Genomic DNA, 13859 nt, shown 5'->3' on the forward strand with positions numbered 1-13859 from the left:
GGACGCGTGCGCTCTCACGACGTGGCAGGCACGTCCAGTACGACCTCGAATTCGAGCAGTGATGCTCCGGACGAGACCGGCTTGGCGGCGCTGGGTCCGGCGTGAGCCTCCCGCGACGGTCCTGCCGACCACGCCTGGAACGACTCCTCGTCCTCCCACTGGGTGACGACGAAGTAGCGCGATTCGCCCTTGACCGGCCGCAGCAGTTGGAATCCGAGGAAGCCCGGGGAGCCGTCGACCGACCCGGCGCGCGCGGCGAAGCGCTTCTCGAGTTCGGGGCCTGCGCCCTCGGGTACGTCGATCGCATTGATCTTCACAATGGCCATGCCCGCGAGATTACTCCGCCGTTATGCTCGGCGGTGATGCTCTACGACGAGGGTGGATCCGGCCGTTCGATTCTGCTGCTGCACGGGCTGATGGGCAGCGCCGCCACCTGGCGGCGGCAGGTTCCGTGGCTGCGAGAATTCGGTCACGTGCACACCTACGATGCGCCGGGGCACCGTCGCCCCCCTCCTACCGAGCTCACGACCGAGTTCTTCGTGGCCGACCTGCTCGAACATCTCGACCGGTTGGGTCCCAGTGTGCTGATCGGTCATTCGATGGGCGCACTGCACGGTTGGTGTGCGGCCGCCGAGCGACCCGACCTGGTCACCGCCATGGTGGTCGAGGACATAGCCCCGGACTTCAGGGGCCGCACCGCAGATGACTGGGCCGCGATGATCCGGGCATGGCCGCAACCATTTCCCGACGCCGATGCGGTGCGGGCGTTCTTCGGAGATGTTGCGGGACAATACTTTCTGGATTCCTTCGTGCGAAGCGACGACGGCTGGCGGCTGCACGGTGAGGTGGACTTCTTCGAAGCGATCTCGCAGGAGTGGGGCACCCGGCACTTCTGGGACGAGTGGGATGCCGTCGACGCTCCGGTGTTGCTGATCGAGGGTGAACACACGATCACCCCGGCCGGTCAGATGCAGCGGATGCACTCGCGCAAGCCCGGATCGGTGTACGTGCGGGTCGCGAAGGCGGCGCATCTGATTCACGACGAGGCACCCGAGCGGTATCGCACGGCGATCGAGGAGTTCTTGCGCGCACTAGGATGATCCGAATGCCGCTCGCGAAGCTCAACGGAATCGACCTCAACTACGACGTCACCGGCGACGGTCCGCTCGTGGTGTTGGTGATGGGCACCGGTAGCCCTGGACGAGTCTGGCGAACCCATCAGGTTCCGGTGCTGGTGAAGCAGGGGTACCGGGTCGTCACCTTCGACAATCGAGGTATCGCACCGTCTTCCGAGTGCGCGAGCGGGATGACGCTGGACGACCTGGTTGCCGACACCGCTGCCCTCATCGAACACCTCGGCGGCGGTGCAGCACGCGTCGTCGGCACCTCGATGGGTGCCCGCGTCACCCAGGAATTGGCTTTGGCCAGGCCGGATCTGGTCTCGCATGCAGTGATGATGGCCACCTTCGGCAAGACCACCACCTTTCGTGCGCAGATGTCGAAGGGGGAGAAGGACCTTCACGACTCCGGGATCGAACTACCCGCGTCGTACCGGGCTGCGATGACTGCGATGCAGAACTTCTCGCCGAAGACGCTGGCCGACGATACTGCGATCGGTGACTGGCTGGCGATCCTCGAATACTCCGGCGGCAAGAAGACGGCGGGTATGCGGGCGCAGATCGGGCTCGAAATGCGCATCGGGACAGACCGATTGGCTGCGTACCGCGCAATCAGGGCGAAATCTCTGGTGATCGGATTTGCCGATGACCGCATGATCCCGGTGCAGCAGTGCCGCGACGTCGCCGACGCGATACCGGGTGCGCAGTACGTCGAGATCGCCGACACCGGCCATTTCGGCTACCTCGAACGCCCCGACGCGGTCAACGCCGCACTCGTGGAATTTCTCTCTCGGTAGTGTCATTCTGCGCGGCGGCGGGCTATGAGGTGAGTGCGCCGAGTCGCTCCCGTGTCTGCTCGAGTTCGGCTCGTCGTCGCTCGAGGCGGGCCGAGATCGCGTCCACCTCGGCGCGAAGTCGAGGACACATGTCCAGGGTGACGCCGTGGTCGCCCGTTCGTGCGCAGTCGAGGTACCGACCGATGATGTCCGTCGTGAGCCCCGCGGCGATCATCGACCTGATCTGCAGCACGCGCGGTACGTCCGCCTCGGCGTACACCCGGTAGCCGTTGGCGTCGCGGTGCGGAACGAGTACCCCGTGACTGTCGTAGTGGCGTAGGGCGCGCGCCGACACCCCGGTTCGCGCAGCGAGCTCGCTGATCAACATCGGTTGCCTCCCGGACTTGACCTTCTCGCCGGCGTCAACCCTTATCGTCCGGCACTATGGCACTCACAACCAGCAGACGGGCCGTGATCTTCCACGGCTACCGGGCGACGCCCGATGATCATTGGTTCGGTTGGCTCGCCGAACAATTGGACAGCACTGGAATCACGACGCACATCCCTCCGCTACCGGATCCTGCGGCGCCGGATCGCGATCGCTGGCAGGCAGAGGTAGCAGCGGTACTCGGAACGCCCGGGCCCGACACGATCGTGGTTGCGCACAGCTTGGGTTGTCTTGCCGTCCTACGGCACCTCGCCACCCTCGTGGAGCCGTGGCGGATGGGGGCGCTCGTACTGGTGTCGGGGTTCGTCGACCCGCTACCTGCGCTACCCGTTCTCGACGGCTTCGTTGCCGACGGCGTGATTCTGTCCGGGATGCCGGACCACATCGGGTCGATCTCGATCCTGCGCTCGGACGACGACCCGATCGTTCCCCCCGCACACACCGATCGTCTGGCTCGTCTGCTCGACGCGCCGGTGCAGATCGTCCCCGGCGCGGGCCACTTCCTCGCCGCCGACGGAGTCACCTCCCTGCCTGCCGTCCTGGACGCCGTCACCTGACGTGGCTGCGCTGTCAGCCGTCCGAACCCTCACCTGCGAGTGCGAACAGTCCCGACTCCGTCTGTTCGATCAATCCGTCGGTCAGCAGTGAATCGAGAGCTCGGTCGCGTTGTGTCGGGTCGGTGGGCCAGACGATGTCGAGTTCGGCGCGCTCGACCGGGCCGGTGCTCTCGCGCAGTACCGACATGAGCTTGCCTCGAACCTGACGATCCGTGCCCGCGAACTTCTGGACCTTCTTGGCAGGGCCGGTGTGCGCGGGTCTGCCCGCCTCGATCCAGGCGCACTCCGGGAGTGGGCACAGCAGGCATGCCGGATTCTTGGCCGTACAGATCAGTGCGCCCAGTTCCATCAACGCCGCGGAGTAGCGGGCGGCACGCGGGACGCTCTCCGGGAGCAACTGTTCGACGTCGGCGAGATCCCTTGTCGTGGATGGATTTCCAGGCTCGGCGCTACCGTGCAACGCACGCGCGACAACGCGTCGAACATTGGTGTCGACCACCGGAACTCGCTGACCGTAGGCGAAACACGCCACCGCGCGCGCGGTGTATGCACCGATACCCGGCAGGCCCAACAGCGTCTCGACGTCGCCGGGCACCTCGTCGCCGTACTCGTCGGCGAGCACGCGGGAGCACTCGTGCAACCGCAGTGCTCGACGCGGATAGCCCAACTTGCCCCACGCGCGAAGCACCTCGGCCTGCGAGGACGAGGCCATCGCAGACGGGACCGGCCAACGCTGCACCCACTGCTCCCAGATGGGCGCGACCCGCACCACCGGCGTCTGCTGCAGCATGATCTCGCTCATCAGGATCTGCCACGCGCTGACGCCGGGCTTCCGCCACGGCAGATCGCGTCCGTCGGTGTCGAACCACCCGACCAGAGCGTCGGCATCGATCGGCAAGTGGTCGCCCTTCTCGTCAGGTCTGTGATCGGTCTCAACAGTAGCCAACCCGACTCGCCGGTAGCTCGATCCACGTGGACCCAACTCGCCGTGCGCCCGCTGCGCGTGCACAATGAAACCCATGCCTGCTTCGAATCCGATCGCTGCCTGGAAGTCCCTCAAGGAAGGCAACCAACGGTTTGTCTCCGGGGAGGTCCTGCACCCGTCGCAGGGCATCGAGGATCGCGCCCGCCTCGAAAGTGCTCAGCACCCCAGCGCCATCCTGTTCGGTTGCGCCGACTCTCGTGTTGCTGCCGAGATCATCTTCGACCAGGGCCTGGGTGACATGTTCGTCGTGCGCACCGCCGGTCACGTGGTCGATTCCGCTGTCCTGGGCTCCATCGAGTACGGCGTCGCCGTGCTCGCGGCCCCGCTGATCGTGGTGCTCGGCCACGATCACTGCGGTGCAGTCAAGGCGACGGTCGACGCCCTCGAGAGTGGTGACGTACCCGGTGGCTACATCCGCGACGTCGTCGAACGCGTCACCCCGTCGGTGCTCTCGGCCCGCCGCGACGGCTACCAGGCCGTCGACGAGTTCGAGGCCCGCCACGTCGAGGAAACCGGCAATCTGCTGATGCAGCGTTCGCGGATCGTCGCCGAGAAGGTCGAAGCCGGGGAACTCGCGATCGTCGGCCTCACCTACCAGCTGTCGAAGGGGCATGCGCAGCTGCGTGAGGTCATCGGCGACATCGGCGAAATGCCTGCCTGAGTCGACTCGGATCCCATCTCGGTGAGTTCGCCGGCGCGACACGCCGTGTGGGCTCAGGGATAGCGTGGCTTCGGCCGCATACGGTTGATTCGTGTTGGAACCGACCGGGCCTTTGCCTCCCGAAATCTATTGGCGACGCCGTGCGCTCGCCATCGGTGCGGCCGTTGTCGTCCTCGGATTGATCGTGTGGTTCATCGCCTCGCTCAGTGGCGGTTCCGACGACACCGAGGCCGCTCCCGCAGGTGTCGTTGCGGCTCCGGCAACGTCCTCGTCCCTGCCCTCACCCAGCTCTTCTGCCACCGACGGTGATTCGGGCAGTTCCGGTGGTTCGGGCGGTGGCTCGGGTGGTTCCGGCGGCTCGGGTGGCGGAACGGACTCCGCTGCCGGTGGTGGCGCAGCGGCCACGACCAGCGGTGCGCCGGCTCCCGTGATCTCCAATCAGTGCCCGGATCAATCGCTCGCGATCAAGGTGACGCCGGAGCAGGCCACCTACCGCCTGGGCGAAGAGCCTGTGTTCACCGTGGTCATCACCAACATCGGCTCCACCGAATGCCAGCGTGACGTCGGTGCCGGGTTGCAGCAGGCGCTCGTCTACACCCTCGACAATCAGCGCATCTGGTCCAACATCGACTGCTTCCCCAACGCCGCATCGGATCTGCGTACCTTCAAGCCCGGCGAACAGGCCGGCTTCACCGTCAAGTGGTCCGGCACCAATTCGGTTCCCGGATGCGGCGAAGAGCGCATCCCGGTCGGTGTCGGTGCTTACCAGGCGATCGCCCAGCTCGGTGAACTCAAGAGCGCGCCGGAGCCGTTCAACATCACCGGCTGAGTACGGTCGAATGTCATGACCACTTCGACAGCTCTCGCTCGCTCCGCCTACAAGACGCTCGAACCCTTTCACGTCACCGCGTACTTCAACCCCGAACTGGGTGCGGCATACGAGGACACCGGCCTCGACGGTCACGCCTGGTACGTCGGAGCTCGGGCGGCCCCGATGGGACCGTGCGCGCCGAGTGTCGTCGCCGCTGCGTTCTACAACTTCAATCCGGTACTGATCGAGCGTGCGTGGCCTGCTGCCGTGGCCGTCGGCCTGGAGACGGTGTCCGATCGTCGATGGGCCCTGCTCGACTCCGTTCTCGGAACGGCTCTCGGCTCCTTGGCGGCCGACCCTGCTTTGGCCACGTTGGCAGGCCGTCTGGGCGACATCGGCGACACCGCCTCGTTCGCGGGCCGACCGCTCGCGGCCGCATGGCACTCCGCCGCTCGACCCGAGACGCCGCATCTCGCCCTGTGGCACTCGATCACCGTCCTTCGCGAATGGCGCGGCGACGGACACCTCGCCGCTTTGATCGACGCAGAACTCGACCCGACGGAAGCCGCCGTCTTCCACGAGGCCGACCGCACGACCCCGCAGCCCGGCCGTCGGGCGCTCGGCAAGCGCATCACGCAGCTGACCAGGCAGTGGTCCGAGAGCGAATGGGGTTCTGCTGCAGAGCGACTCGCTGCCCGAGGGCTGATCACCATCTCTGCCGAGGGCGAGAGATTGACCGATGACGGCGCCGCGCTCGATCAGCACATCGAGGATCGCACCGACATCATGGCCTCGGCCGTATGGAAGAACGTCGAGGACGCCGAGCAGTTGATCACCAGCGCCCGGCCGTACGTCAAGGCCGTGATCGACGCAGGCTTCCTGCCGGGGACGAAGAAGGCGTCCTAGTCGTACGGACCCGAGATCGAGGCCTCGGCCAGTCTGGAGAGGCCCTCGCGGATGTGGCGAGCCCACAGGCCACCGATACCGTCGACGGACTGCAGGTCGGCTGCGGTGGCCGCGAGCAGCCCCTGCAGGGTGCCGAACGCGCCGACGAGTCGGTGAATCTGGCTGAACTGCAACCTCGGAACTCGGGTGAGTACTCGGTACCCGCGAGGGCTCATCGGGGTGTCGAGGGCCTCGATGGTCGCGGGATAGCCGAACGCGCGGGCCAGCGTCGTCAAGTCCAGTAGATCGACATCGGTCAGCTTGTCCAGTGCGGCGAGCGCCTTCTCGACCCCGGTGGTGCTCGACGGTTCGTTGCCGGCGAGGTAGTCGCGCACGATCAGTTGGCGATCGACGTCGTTGTCGCCCAACAACTCTTCGAGCTGAAGAGCGAGCTGGCGGCCGTCGGTGCCGAGTTCGAGGACGTTCTGCTCGATCTCCACCGACACCCGCCGCACCATCTCGAGCCGCTGCGCGACGGTCAGGGCGTCGCGCAGGGTCACGAAGTCCTCGATCTCGACCACCGAGAGCTGCCTCGTGTTGTCGTCGAGACGGGCCTTGTAGCGCTCGAGGGTCGCGACGGCCTGATTGGCGCGCGAGAGGATGGTGGCCGAGCCCTCGACGACGTGTCTGATGCCGCCGATGTACACGCTGACGATGCTCATCGATTGGCTCACGGAGACAACGGGATAACCGGTCTGCATTGCTGTTCGTTCGGCGGCGCGGTGCCGGGTACCGGACTCGACGGTGGGAATCTTGTGGTCGGGGACCAGCTGGACGTTGGATCGGACGATGCGCTTGCCGTCGGTCGAAAGCACCACTGCGCCATCCATTTTCGACAGTTCGCGAAGCCTGGTGGGCGCGAATTCGACATCGAGCTCGAAACCGCCGTCGCAGATCGCTTCGACTTCCTCGTCGTAGCCGAGGACGATCAACCCGCCGGTGCGGCCGCGCAGAATTCGTTCGAGGCCGTCCCGCAGGGCGGTTCCCGGTGCGAGCCGGGCAATGGTCTCGCGCAACGCTGGGGACGGTGTGGTGCCCTCCATGGCCAACCCCCTCGTGTCGTTCAAGCGCGGCCGAGTGTCTGCTCGTGCGGTGGGTATGTCCCGTGCGGATAAAGAGTACTGCGCTGCCGCATGCGGGCGGCCCGACAAAGAATACTTCCCGGTGTCATACGGGTCGCATACGCGTGTAGGTCAATGCCTCGCCGACGTTGGTGACGGTCTTGACCTTGATGCCGTCCGGAATGGGTCCGGCGTCCTCCGGGACGATGGCGTAGTTGAACCCCAATCGGGCGGCCTCGGCGAGACGGCGACCCAGCCCGGCCACTCGGCGTACCTCGCCGGCCAGACCCACTTCGCCCAGAATGACCATGCCCGGGGGGAGTGGTTGATCGCGGACCGCCGATGCCACCGCCGCAGCGAGCGCGAGATCGGCGGACGGTTCGCTGGTGCGCATCCCGCCGACCGTCGCGGCGTAGACCTCCGCCTTGGACACCTTGACTCCGCAGCGGCGTTCCAGCACGGCCAGGATCATCGCCACGCGGGCGTGATCGAGACCGCTGACCGCGCGCCGGGGCGACGGCATCGCGGTGTCGACGATCAGTGCCTGCAGCTCGGCCAACAGGGGTCGTTTGCCGTCCATCGTGACGGTGACGGCTGTTCCCGGCACGGCGTCGCCCCGATGGTGCAGGAACAACCCGGACGGATCGCTGATGCCGACGATCCCGGTTTCGCGTAGCTCGAAGCAGCCGACCTCGTCGGATGCGCCGAACCGGTTCTTGACGCCGCGGATCATCCGCAGAGTCGAGTGCTTGTCGCCCTCGAAGTTGAGCACCACGTCGACGAGATGCTCGAGCGACCGCGGACCGGCCACCGCGCCTTCCTTGGTGACGTGCCCGACGAGCAGTACCGCAACCCCGGTGGTCTTGGCCAGCGTGGTCAACGCGCTCGTGATGGCGCGAACCTGGGTGACGCCGCCGATGACGCCGTCGACGTCCGCGGCGAGCATCGTCTGCACGGAATCGACGATCAGCAGGCTCGGCTCGACCTGCTCCACGTGGCCGAAGACGGTGGCGAGGTCTGACTCCGCGGCGAGGAAGACACGCTCGTGTACCGCGCCGGTGCGATCGGCGCGCAACCGCACCTGACCCGCCGATTCCTCACCCGTGACGTAGAGCGCACGGCGATCGGGTGCCGAGCGGGCCCACCGATGCACCACCTCGAGCAGCAGCGTCGACTTGCCGACTCCGGGCTCGCCGGCCAGGAGCACGACCGAACCGGGGACGAGGCCACCACCGAGAACGCGATCGAACTCGTCGATCCCGGTGGTGTTGGCCTGCGAAGTGGCACTGCTGATGGTCGTCAGAGCTGCGGCCGGCGTGGTGGGAATCATGGCCCCGCCGCCCGAACGCAGAGCCGATGCGCCTGCGCGGGTCGCAAGGGGAGCGGCAGTGGCCTGGACCTCGTCCATCGAGCCCCAGTCACCGCATTCGGGACAGCGACCGACCCATTTCGAGACCGAGTGACGGCACGCGGAGCAGCGGTAGCTCGACTTCAGTTTGACCACGCCGGCAGCCTAACGATGGGCACCGACAGGATCGGGGCGGCGGTTATTCGCCTTCGCTGTGCTCGGTCACCGCGGACGGGTCGCGCTCGAGCTCGATACCGGCATCGACCGGAACGTTGACGACGACCTCGCCCGCGTTCGCGAACTCGAAGGTGACCGGCAGCGTCAGGCCCGGTCGAACGTTCTCGGAGATGTCGGCCATCTCGACCTTGATCAGCTGGATCGGCAGCAGCGGATCGTCGAGCTGAACGTCCGCGGGCGAACCTGCGCCGAGCGCGGTCAGCGGAGCGATCTCGTTGCTGCCCGCTTCCGCTTCGTCGACGATGGTGACCCGAGCCTCGGGGGAGGAGATGCCGGTCAGCTCGTCGGCCACGCTCGTGTTGGAGTTGATGGCCGTGAAGCCCAGCTCGACGGTGCCGCCGGAGGTGATGCTGTATTCCTCGGAAGTGGGGTACACCACGTGCACGTTGCGCAGCTGGATGTCCCCGACGTCGGCGGAGTTGCCGTTGACGGCAGCGACCTGAGTGGCCGTCTGGGAGATCTGACCTGCGCCGCACGCGGTGAGGGCGAACGCGCCACCAGCGAGAAGAGCGAGGGCGGCGGCCGTCCTGCGATGGCGGCCAAGCGGTGTCGCAGCGTCGATTGCAGTCACTTCGGTCGTCCTCCATGTGGTGCCGGGCCGGCTCGGTCCATCTCGTCCACTAGGCAGAGTAGTAGTTCTCGTCCACCGGCCGCTCGTGGGGTCTGCCGGCGGCCCGATGACGCCAGGTGAGGGTGCCTGTCAGGAGCGGCGGCCGCGGAACGGCGCACGTGAAAATGTGGCCCCGGATACACGTCGATCCGTCTGTGTCAACCCCTGATTCGGCACCACTATGCCCCTGACCTGCACCGTTGATATGAGCCGTGGTATTCTGGGTAAATCGAAAGGGGCACTTGTCACATGATTTTCAAGGTCGGAGACACCGTCGTTTACCCCCATCACGGAGCGGCGCTGATCGAAGCGATAGAGACACGCACCATCAAGGGTGAACCGAGAGAGTACTTGGTTCTCAAGGTCGCGCAAGGCGACCTCACCGTTCGAGTTCCCGCGGACAATGCAGAGTACGTAGGCGTTCGCGACGTCGTCGGGCAAGAAGGTCTCGACAAAGTCTTTCAGGTGCTTCGCGCGCCGCACACCGAAGAGCCCACCAACTGGTCGCGTCGGTACAAGGCCAACCTGGAGAAGCTTGCTTCCGGTGACGTGAACAAGGTTGCCGAGGTCGTCCGCGATCTCTGGCGACGTGAGCAGGACCGCGGACTGTCGGCAGGCGAGAAGCGCATGCTCGCCAAGGCACGGCAGATTCTGGTCGGCGAGTTGGCACTGGCCGAAGGAACCGACCAGGCCAAGGCCGACACCATGCTCGACGAAGTTCTCGCTACCGCTTCCTAGAGTGGACGGTACCGCCGGCGACGTGGTCGCCCTGGTACCCGCTGCAGGCAAAGGCCTTCGGCTCGGACACGACGAGCCGAAGGCATTCGTCTGTCTGGGTACCGACTCTCTTCTGAAACGGTCCGTCGACGGTCTCCGGGCCTCGGGTGCCGTCGATCGCATCGTCGTCATAGTGCCGGCCGAGTTGCTCGACGCGGCCCGCCGTCATGTCGACAACGACGTCACGGTGGTGGCCGGAGGGCTCGAGCGCACCGATTCGGTGCGTGCCGGTCTCGCTGAGGTCGGCGACGCAACCGTCGTACTCGTCCACGACGCCGCCCGCGCACTCACCCCACCGACGCTGATCGCCCGCGTCGTGGCCGAGGTACGAGCCGGACGCTCGGCCGTCATCCCGGTTCTCCCTGTCGTCGACACCATCAAGGAAGTCGACATCATGGGTGCGGTTGTCGGTACCCCCGACCGCGCGAGTCTGCGCTCGGTACAGACCCCGCAGGGCTTCGACGCCGACGTCCTGCGACGCGCCTACGACGCGACCTCCGATATCTCCACCGACGACGCGGGCCTCGTCGAGCGCATCGGCGAGACGGTGCACTCCATCGTCGGCGATGCACTCGCGTTCAAGATCACCACGCCACACGACCTGCTACTGGCCGAGGCCCTGACGAGAGGCGAGTCATGAGAGTCGGCATCGGTACCGACGTGCATCCCATCGCCCCCGGTCGGCCCTGTTGGCTGGCCGGATTGCTCTTCGAGGACGCGGACGGGCTCGAGGGACACTCCGACGGTGACGTCGCCTCCCACGCTCTGTGCGACGCGTTGCTGTCCGCGGCAGGTCTCGGCGATCTCGGATCGGTGTTCGGGACGGGGCGACCGGAATGGGACGGGGTCAGCGGAGCCGCCATGTTGACCGAGGTCAAGCGGCTGCTCGACGCGGATGGATTCTCGATCGGTAACGCCGCGGTGCAGATCATCGGCAACAGGCCCAAGATCGGACCGCGCCGCGTCGAGGCCCAGGAAGTTCTCTCGCGGGTGCTCGGTGCGCCGGTGTCGGTGTCTGCGACCACCACGGACGGCCTCGGGCTGACCGGTCGCGGTGAAGGAATCGCGGCCATCGCGACCGCACTTGTCATGGCGAGGTAAAACCACCGGTAGCATTGCTGGTCGTGACCCTTCACCTACACGACACCGAGACGAGGGCCCTGCGGGAATTCACCCCCTTGGTCCCTGGCCATGTATCGGTGTACCTGTGTGGGGCGACGGTGCAGGGCGAACCACACATCGGTCACGTGCGCAGCGGCGTCGCGTTCGACGTACTACGCCGCTGGTTGCTGGCGCACGATTACGACGTCGCCTTCGTCCGCAACGTCACCGACATCGACGACAAGATCCTCAACAAGGCGCGCGAGGCGGGCCGTCCGTGGTGGGAGTGGGCTGCTACCTACGAGCGATCCTTCACCTGGGCGTACGACCGACTCGGGGTACTTCCGCCATCGGCCGAGCCACGCGCCACCGGCCACATCACGCAGATGGTCCGGATGATCGAGCGCCTGATCGAACGCGGCCACGCCTACGCCGACGAGTGCGGCGACGTCTACTTCGACGTGCAGAGCTTCCCGAGCTACGGCGCGCTGTCCGGTCACAAGCTCGACGACGTGCACCAGGGCGAGAGCGTCGCCGAGGGCAAGCGCGATCCCCGCGATTTCACGCTGTGGAAGGGTGCCAAGCCCGGCGAGCCGTCGTGGCCGACGCCGTGGGGCCCCGGTCGGCCCGGTTGGCACCTCGAATGCTCGGCGATGGCAGAGAACTACCTCGGTTCGGATTTCGACATCCATTGCGGTGGGCTCGATCTGGTGTTTCCGCATCACGAGAACGAGCGAGCCCAGTCGATGGGGGCCGGTGACGGCTTCTCGCGGTACTGGCTGCACAACGGCTGGGTGACGATGGGCGGCGAGAAGATGTCGAAGTCGCTCGGCAACGTCCTGTCGGTACCAAATGTGCTCAAAAAGGTTCGGCCGCAAGAACTTCGGTTCTACCTCGGTGGCGCGCACTATCGCTCGATGCTGGAATACTCCGACGCCGCGCTCGAGACCGCAGCCGTGACGTACCGGGGCATCGAAGGGTTCGTCCGACGAGCCGTCGAACGTGCCGGCGACGTACCGATGGGCAAGTGGACCACAGGATTCGCCGAGGCTCTCGACGACGACCTCGGAGTTCCCAAGGCGTTGGCCGAGATTCACGCCACCGTCACCCTCGGCAACACCGCGCTCGAGTCCGGTGACCTACCGGCTGCGGTGGAGTACGCAGGCAGTGTGCGGGCGATGCTGGACATCCTCGGTGTCGACCCGCTCGATCCGCACTGGATCAGTGACAGTGGTTCCGACGCAGCAGCTCTCGGCGCTCTCGGCGTTCTGGTCGAGGCCGAGCTGGAGCGTCGAGCAACGGCGAAGGCGACCAAGGACTGGGCCGCCGCAGACGACATACGGACACGACTGGCCAAGGCCGGAGTCGACGTGACAGATACACCCAACGGGCCGGAATGGTCGCTGGGTACGAGCAAGACCGACGAAGCAGGTTTGTGATGGCAGGCAATTCGAGTAGGCGCGGCGCGATCCGCAAGGACGGCACCAAGAAGGGGCAGGTCGCCGGTTCCGGAGGCAAACGTCGTAAGGGCCTCGAGGGCCGCGGCGCGACGCCTCCCGCCTCCGAGCGCACCAAGCACCCCGCCGCGCGTCGGGCCAAGCTCGCCGAGAAGTCCGCGCAGAATCGCGGTGCCACCACCGGCGGCCGCGCGGGCGGACGACCGGCAGGACGCAAGGCCGAAGACGGTCCCGAGGTGGTGCTCGGTCGCAACCCGGTCGTCGAGTGCCTGCGTGCAGGCGTGCCCGCCACCGCACTGTGGGTCGCCGTCGGTACCGACAGTGACGATCGGCTCAAGGAAGCCGTGCAGCGCGCAGGCGATGCACGGATCTCCATCCTCGAAGTTCCCCGGTCGGATCTGGACAAGCTCAGCGCCAACGGACTGCACCAGGGCCTGGCCCTGCAGGTGCCGCCGTACCGCTACGCGCACCCCGACGATCTGATCTCGAACGCGCGCACGCATCAGGAACCCGCGTTGCTCGTCGCGCTCGACAACATCACCGACCCACGCAACCTCGGTGCCGTCGTGCGATCGGTCGCTGCCTTCGGCGGCCATGGCGTCGTGATCCCGCAGCGGCGCAGTGCGAGCGTGTCCGCAGTGGCGTGGCGAACCAGTGCCGGTGCCGCAGCTCGCCTGCCCATCGCGCGAGCAGTGAATCTCACTCGTACGCTCAAGGATTGGCAGTCCAAGGGAGTCACCGTCGTCGGCCTCGATGCCGGTGGCGACACCGAACTCGACACCTTCGACGGTAAGGGTCCGGTCGTCATCGTCGTCGGATCCGAGGGCAAGGGCCTCTCGCGTCTGGTCAGCGAGACCTGCGATCACATCCTGTCGATCCCGATGGCCGGGCCGGTCGAGTCGCTCAATGCCTCCGTGGCTGCGGGCGTCGTGTTGGCCGACATCGCGCGGCAACGCCGCGGGTAGAC

The 13859-nt window shown here is 66.5% G+C and carries 17 protein-coding genes; 11 read left to right on the plus strand and 6 right to left on the minus strand.

Annotation, left to right across the window (positions count from 1 at the left end; translation table 11 throughout):
* Window positions 1–14: 14 nt before the first annotated feature.
* Window positions 15–326, minus strand: coding sequence for an antibiotic biosynthesis monooxygenase family protein (locus CH271_RS02365; protein WP_037195030.1), 312 nt, complete (start codon window positions 324–326; stop codon window positions 15–17).
* 36 nt (window positions 327–362) lie between these two features.
* Here CH271_RS02365 and CH271_RS02370 point away from each other — a divergent pair, with 36 nt between their 5' ends.
* Together CH271_RS02370 and CH271_RS02375 are read left to right on the plus strand one after the other, a co-directional pair.
* On the plus strand, window positions 363–1100 hold the full coding sequence (locus tag CH271_RS02370; RefSeq protein ID WP_094632512.1) for an alpha/beta fold hydrolase: 738 nt from the start codon (window positions 363–365) through the stop codon (window positions 1098–1100).
* A 5-nt stretch (window positions 1101–1105) separates the two neighbouring features.
* Window positions 1106–1915 (plus strand): alpha/beta fold hydrolase, encoded by an 810-nt coding sequence (locus CH271_RS02375; protein WP_094632738.1) that lies wholly within the window; start codon window positions 1106–1108, stop codon window positions 1913–1915.
* Window positions 1916–1937: 22 nt separating this feature from the next.
* On the opposite strand, the gene CH271_RS02380 is transcribed toward CH271_RS02375, so the two are convergent.
* The gene (locus CH271_RS02380; RefSeq protein ID WP_094632514.1) at window positions 1938–2282 is read right to left on the minus strand and encodes a MerR family transcriptional regulator; all 345 of its coding nucleotides are present in this window, start codon (window positions 2280–2282) and stop codon (window positions 1938–1940) included.
* 56 nt (window positions 2283–2338) lie between these two features.
* Between CH271_RS02380 and CH271_RS02385 the strand changes: the two genes are divergently transcribed.
* The gene (locus tag CH271_RS02385) at window positions 2339–2899 is read left to right on the plus strand and encodes an RBBP9/YdeN family alpha/beta hydrolase (RefSeq protein ID WP_094632516.1); all 561 of its coding nucleotides are present in this window, start codon (window positions 2339–2341) and stop codon (window positions 2897–2899) included.
* Between the two features lie 13 nt (window positions 2900–2912).
* Here CH271_RS02385 and CH271_RS02390 read toward each other — a convergent pair whose 3' ends face one another.
* Window positions 2913–3797: an A/G-specific adenine glycosylase gene (locus CH271_RS02390; RefSeq protein WP_094632739.1), complete on the minus strand. Its 885-nt coding sequence runs from the start codon at window positions 3795–3797 to the stop codon at window positions 2913–2915.
* Window positions 3798–3918: 121 nt separating this feature from the next.
* Here CH271_RS02390 and CH271_RS02395 point away from each other — a divergent pair, with 121 nt between their 5' ends.
* From CH271_RS02395 to CH271_RS02405, 3 genes are all read left to right on the plus strand, one after another.
* Window positions 3919–4545 (plus strand): carbonic anhydrase, encoded by a 627-nt coding sequence (locus tag CH271_RS02395; protein WP_037195038.1) that lies wholly within the window; start codon window positions 3919–3921, stop codon window positions 4543–4545.
* 91 nt (window positions 4546–4636) lie between these two features.
* Window positions 4637–5374, plus strand: a complete 738-nt coding sequence (locus CH271_RS02400; RefSeq protein WP_094632518.1) for a hypothetical protein — start codon at window positions 4637–4639, stop codon at window positions 5372–5374.
* 15 nt (window positions 5375–5389) lie between these two features.
* On the plus strand, window positions 5390–6262 hold the full coding sequence (locus CH271_RS02405; protein WP_094632520.1) for an SCO6745 family protein: 873 nt from the start codon (window positions 5390–5392) through the stop codon (window positions 6260–6262).
* Here the strand turns inward: CH271_RS02405 and disA are convergent.
* The 3 genes from disA to CH271_RS02420 all read right to left on the minus strand — a co-directional run bounded on the left by disA (window position 6259) and on the right by CH271_RS02420 (window position 9518).
* Window positions 6259–7344 (minus strand): DNA integrity scanning diadenylate cyclase DisA, encoded by a 1086-nt coding sequence (disA, locus tag CH271_RS02410; RefSeq protein WP_037195049.1) that lies wholly within the window; start codon window positions 7342–7344, stop codon window positions 6259–6261. The two genes, CH271_RS02405 and disA, sit on opposite strands and share 4 nt — an antisense overlap.
* A 124-nt stretch (window positions 7345–7468) precedes the next feature.
* Complete coding sequence (gene radA / locus CH271_RS02415; RefSeq protein WP_032397194.1) at window positions 7469–8866, minus strand: DNA repair protein RadA; 1398 nt, start codon at window positions 8864–8866, stop codon at window positions 7469–7471.
* A gap of 43 nt (window positions 8867–8909) precedes the next feature.
* Window positions 8910–9518 (minus strand): hypothetical protein, encoded by a 609-nt coding sequence (locus CH271_RS02420; RefSeq protein WP_037195054.1) that lies wholly within the window; start codon window positions 9516–9518, stop codon window positions 8910–8912.
* A gap of 288 nt (window positions 9519–9806) precedes the next feature.
* Between CH271_RS02420 and CH271_RS02425 the strand changes: the two genes are divergently transcribed.
* The 5 genes from CH271_RS02425 to rlmB are packed head-to-tail and all read left to right on the plus strand — an operon-like array spanning window position 9807 to window position 13857.
* Window positions 9807–10295 carry a CarD family transcriptional regulator gene (locus CH271_RS02425; RefSeq protein WP_027494344.1) on the plus strand — a complete coding sequence of 163 codons (489 nt, stop codon included), beginning with the start codon at window positions 9807–9809 and terminating at the stop codon, window positions 10293–10295.
* A 1-nt stretch (window position 10296) separates the two neighbouring features.
* Window positions 10297–10974, plus strand: coding sequence for a 2-C-methyl-D-erythritol 4-phosphate cytidylyltransferase (ispD, locus tag CH271_RS02430; protein WP_094632522.1), 678 nt, complete (start codon window positions 10297–10299; stop codon window positions 10972–10974).
* Complete coding sequence (ispF, locus tag CH271_RS02435; RefSeq protein WP_037195056.1) at window positions 10971–11435, plus strand: 2-C-methyl-D-erythritol 2,4-cyclodiphosphate synthase; 465 nt, start codon at window positions 10971–10973, stop codon at window positions 11433–11435. The genes ispD and ispF overlap by 4 nt, the downstream gene beginning before the upstream one ends.
* A gap of 23 nt (window positions 11436–11458) precedes the next feature.
* The gene (gene cysS, locus CH271_RS02440; protein WP_094632524.1) at window positions 11459–12874 is read left to right on the plus strand and encodes a cysteine--tRNA ligase; all 1416 of its coding nucleotides are present in this window, start codon (window positions 11459–11461) and stop codon (window positions 12872–12874) included.
* Window positions 12874–13857 (plus strand): 23S rRNA (guanosine(2251)-2'-O)-methyltransferase RlmB, encoded by a 984-nt coding sequence (gene rlmB, locus CH271_RS02445; RefSeq protein WP_037195058.1) that lies wholly within the window; start codon window positions 12874–12876, stop codon window positions 13855–13857. Before cysS ends, rlmB begins: the two co-directional genes overlap by 1 nt.
* Window positions 13858–13859 lie beyond the last annotated feature (2 nt).

The organism is Rhodococcus sp. 05-340-2 (genome assembly GCF_002258915.1).
Taxonomy (GTDB): domain Bacteria; phylum Actinomycetota; class Actinomycetes; order Mycobacteriales; family Mycobacteriaceae; genus Rhodococcoides.

Bases quoted from the DNA above. Each gene is read 5' to 3' on its own strand.
- disA (WP_037195049.1), bottom strand. From the start codon at position 7,344: ATGGAGGGCACCACACCGTCCCCAGCGTTGCGCGAGACCATTGCCCGG.
- CH271_RS02385 (WP_094632516.1), top strand. From the start codon at position 2,339: ATGGCACTCACAACCAGCAGACGGGCCGTGATCTTCCACGGCTACCGG.
- CH271_RS02370 (WP_094632512.1), top strand. From the start codon at position 363: ATGCTCTACGACGAGGGTGGATCCGGCCGTTCGATTCTGCTGCTGCAC.
- ispF (WP_037195056.1), top strand. From the start codon at position 10,971: ATGAGAGTCGGCATCGGTACCGACGTGCATCCCATCGCCCCCGGTCGG.
- CH271_RS02365 (WP_037195030.1), bottom strand. From the start codon at position 326: ATGGCCATTGTGAAGATCAATGCGATCGACGTACCCGAGGGCGCAGGC.
- CH271_RS02425 (WP_027494344.1), top strand. From the start codon at position 9,807: ATGATTTTCAAGGTCGGAGACACCGTCGTTTACCCCCATCACGGAGCG.
- CH271_RS02380 (WP_094632514.1), bottom strand. From the start codon at position 2,282: ATGTTGATCAGCGAGCTCGCTGCGCGAACCGGGGTGTCGGCGCGCGCC.
- CH271_RS02405 (WP_094632520.1), top strand. From the start codon at position 5,390: ATGACCACTTCGACAGCTCTCGCTCGCTCCGCCTACAAGACGCTCGAA.
- rlmB (WP_037195058.1), top strand. From the start codon at position 12,874: ATGGCAGGCAATTCGAGTAGGCGCGGCGCGATCCGCAAGGACGGCACC.
- CH271_RS02375 (WP_094632738.1), top strand. From the start codon at position 1,106: ATGCCGCTCGCGAAGCTCAACGGAATCGACCTCAACTACGACGTCACC.
- CH271_RS02395 (WP_037195038.1), top strand. From the start codon at position 3,919: ATGCCTGCTTCGAATCCGATCGCTGCCTGGAAGTCCCTCAAGGAAGGC.